Genomic DNA, 2764 nt, shown 5'->3' with positions numbered 1-2764 from the left:
TTTCTTACGATTAGTCAACTGTTTTTTAGAGCTATAATTGATTGGATTCCAGAAATTTCAAGACGAATAGAATGCAAACCAAATACCCCTAATATGTGTTCGTTTTTTACTAGGGGAAAGATATGGTATGATGGATGAAACTATGGTTTCAGGCGGTTAACCGATAATCATAGTGCATATTATGTGTAATGAGATAGAAGAGAAGCTTCAATAATTTATTTACACATGCAATGGACGCAACTTTATGACACTTGTTATAAGGTTGCGTTTTTAATTTATCGTAATACTCAACAATATGATTTTGTCCGTAACGTCGTTGTTTAATCATGTTCTGGATGATAAGGAAAAGGAGCTTCCGCAAATGCTTATTTCCACGTTTATTGATTTTATCTTTAAAAAAGGTTTTACCTGATTGAAAACGGCGTATATCAATACCAGCAAATGCATTGAGTTGCTTGTTATTGTTAAAACGAGTAATATCTCCTATTTCAGCCATCAAGCGTACGGCAGTATTGGGTCCAATCCCAGGGAGACTGCGAATGATATCGTATTCTGCACGTTGCTTAGCTACGTACACCATCTTGCTAATACAGCTTTCTTTTTGGTGAAGAAGCTCTTGATAGCGCCTTGCGTATAATTTGAGCTGGTCACACAGAACATCGTTCTGAGAAACAGCAGGATAGCAAATTTTCGCTATTTCAAGTATCTGAATCGCTTTTTTCTCCGCCGTAATATTTGATATTTTTTTATTGGTGTTGGCACGAATACGATTTTTTATAATGGTTTTAGAAAGACCTAAAACACAATCTGGGTGGGGAAATAGTTGAACAAAATTTAAAAACAAATCAGATTTACTAGTAAATATTCTTTCCAATTCTGGAAATGTTAATTGGATTACTTTATGCATACGGCCGCGAATTATTGATAATTCATCATCCAGTTCACTATATAATCTAGATAGAGATTTTAACTGATAGAATAAATTATCAGTTTCGGTAGATACCCTTCGGGTAACCGTAAAATGGGTGAGAGCTAATCGGTGTGCGTCGCTTCGGTCTGTCTTATGAATCCGCAAGGAATCACATTGTATTTTGGCTTCTAATGGATTTAATAAACAATATGTATACTGGTTATTTTGCATAAATCGTTCTAGCTGTCTGGAATAGATCCCTGTTGCTTCGAATACAATTTTAGGTGATTCGCCGGTTTCATCTGTAAGCTTATGTATCTTTTCTTGTAGTTTTTTAAAATCAGGCTTAGAATGCTTGATTTCACTTTCGAATACGCATTGTTTTTGTGCATTATAAATTACCATATAACTTTTACCCATACTGACATCAAATGCAATAACGTGTTTCATATAGCTCCTCCTCAGGTGGAATTGAAGTCTTCAACTTACACTTATAGATTCTCATTTCTTATACACGATCTCGAAGACCAACATACTAAAAACTGATTCAAATAAGGTAAGTGAAGAAGGTCAGTTTTGTATACGGATTCAGGATCCCAAGACACCCACGACCTTCTCTTCACTTCTACTATATAAAAAATAGTAGTGCGAACCAATGCCTTGGTCTGCACTACTAATCTTAGTATGTTTTGTATCGATTGGAAAAGAAGAAAAAAGTAATCTTTAATCATATATATGGCCTTATATTCACTCAGTTCTCGTTTCTTTTTCATAAGAAGTAATTGCCGCATTTGAAACATGGTAGAAGAACAAAGTAGAATGGCAATCAGTTGCCCATACAAATGGCATTCCAATCGTTCTCGTTTTATCTTTTTACAATAATGAATATGAAAGAATGATTTCCATGTTTTAAATAAAATCTCGATTTGCCAACGTAAAGAATACCAATCATGTACTTGTCCCATCGGGACAATATCTATAGGGGTATTTGTCATATATACATTGATACCGCTAAGTCGTTTACTACGAGCAGAATACTTCATTCCTTTCTTTTTTTCTCTTACCGTTTGATCGTCTAATCGTTTTTTTTTGTTGTTTTTTTGTTAGTCGATGAACAATCACACGAGTTGGTACTTTATCAGTCATTCCTACATAAGCGTCGGATATTTCATACGTTTGTCCTGGCTGAAGAGAGTTCATTAAGACCTCCATATCTATCTGTATATACTCCGTACCTTTTTTGATTCTTCCATCTCGAAAATAATCAGGATTGGGATTTTTTTGATAAATACGTGTATTCGATTTGATACGAGAGATATAGTAAGCCTTTTGATCTTGTATATGTTGAAGATCTTTCAAATGAAAATACCCTAAATCTCGGATACATAGATCATTCGCTGCCACAGTTGGGACACACAAAGAACCGTAGGTTCGATCATGTTGTTTATCTGGACCTGTATGAATATGAAGGAATTGTCCACTTAATAAATCATACTCAAGCTGTATCTTTACTCCCGCTGTATGGCTGCATCCTCCCGCACCAGGATAAATTGATGAAAATGTATCCGGAAGTTGAAATGCAGTTGAATCTAAAATACGAATACGCTTAAAAACAGAAGTATATGGATAAGAAATTGGCATAGATGAGGTCAGTTTTTGGTTTAGTAGTTCAGCTAATAGGTGTTGTAAAAATTGAACAGCCGCTTTATTAAATCGTTGATTCAAGCCCTCAGGGCTGATAAGTACTTCTGTTGATGCTTCTAAACAGCTAGATAACTGAGTTAAAGAAGTCATAGCTACATTTTGGCTCACCCATACACATAAAGCGACTAAATCTTTTGCTTGGTACTTACT

At 35.1% G+C, this 2764-nt stretch carries 1 protein-coding gene and 1 pseudogene; both read right to left on the bottom strand.

The features are described from left to right. Positions 1 to 148: 148 nt before the first annotated feature. Complete coding sequence (locus ACZDYH_RS30220; protein WP_410999889.1) at positions 149 to 1360, bottom strand: IS110 family RNA-guided transposase; 1212 nt, start codon at positions 1358 to 1360, stop codon at positions 149 to 151. Between the two features lie 238 nt (positions 1361 to 1598). After that, positions 1599 to 2764: pseudogene (locus tag ACZDYH_RS30215) on the bottom strand (IS4-like element IS231Y family transposase); the annotation flags it as partial.

The organism is Bacillus sp. EB V-12 (assembly GCF_056158125.1).
This window is presented reverse-complemented; position numbering and strand designations above follow the sequence as displayed.

Bases quoted from the DNA above. Each gene is read 5' to 3' on its own strand.
- ACZDYH_RS30220 (WP_410999889.1), bottom strand. From the start codon at position 1,360: ATGAAACACGTTATTGCATTTGATGTCAGTATGGGTAAAAGTTATATG.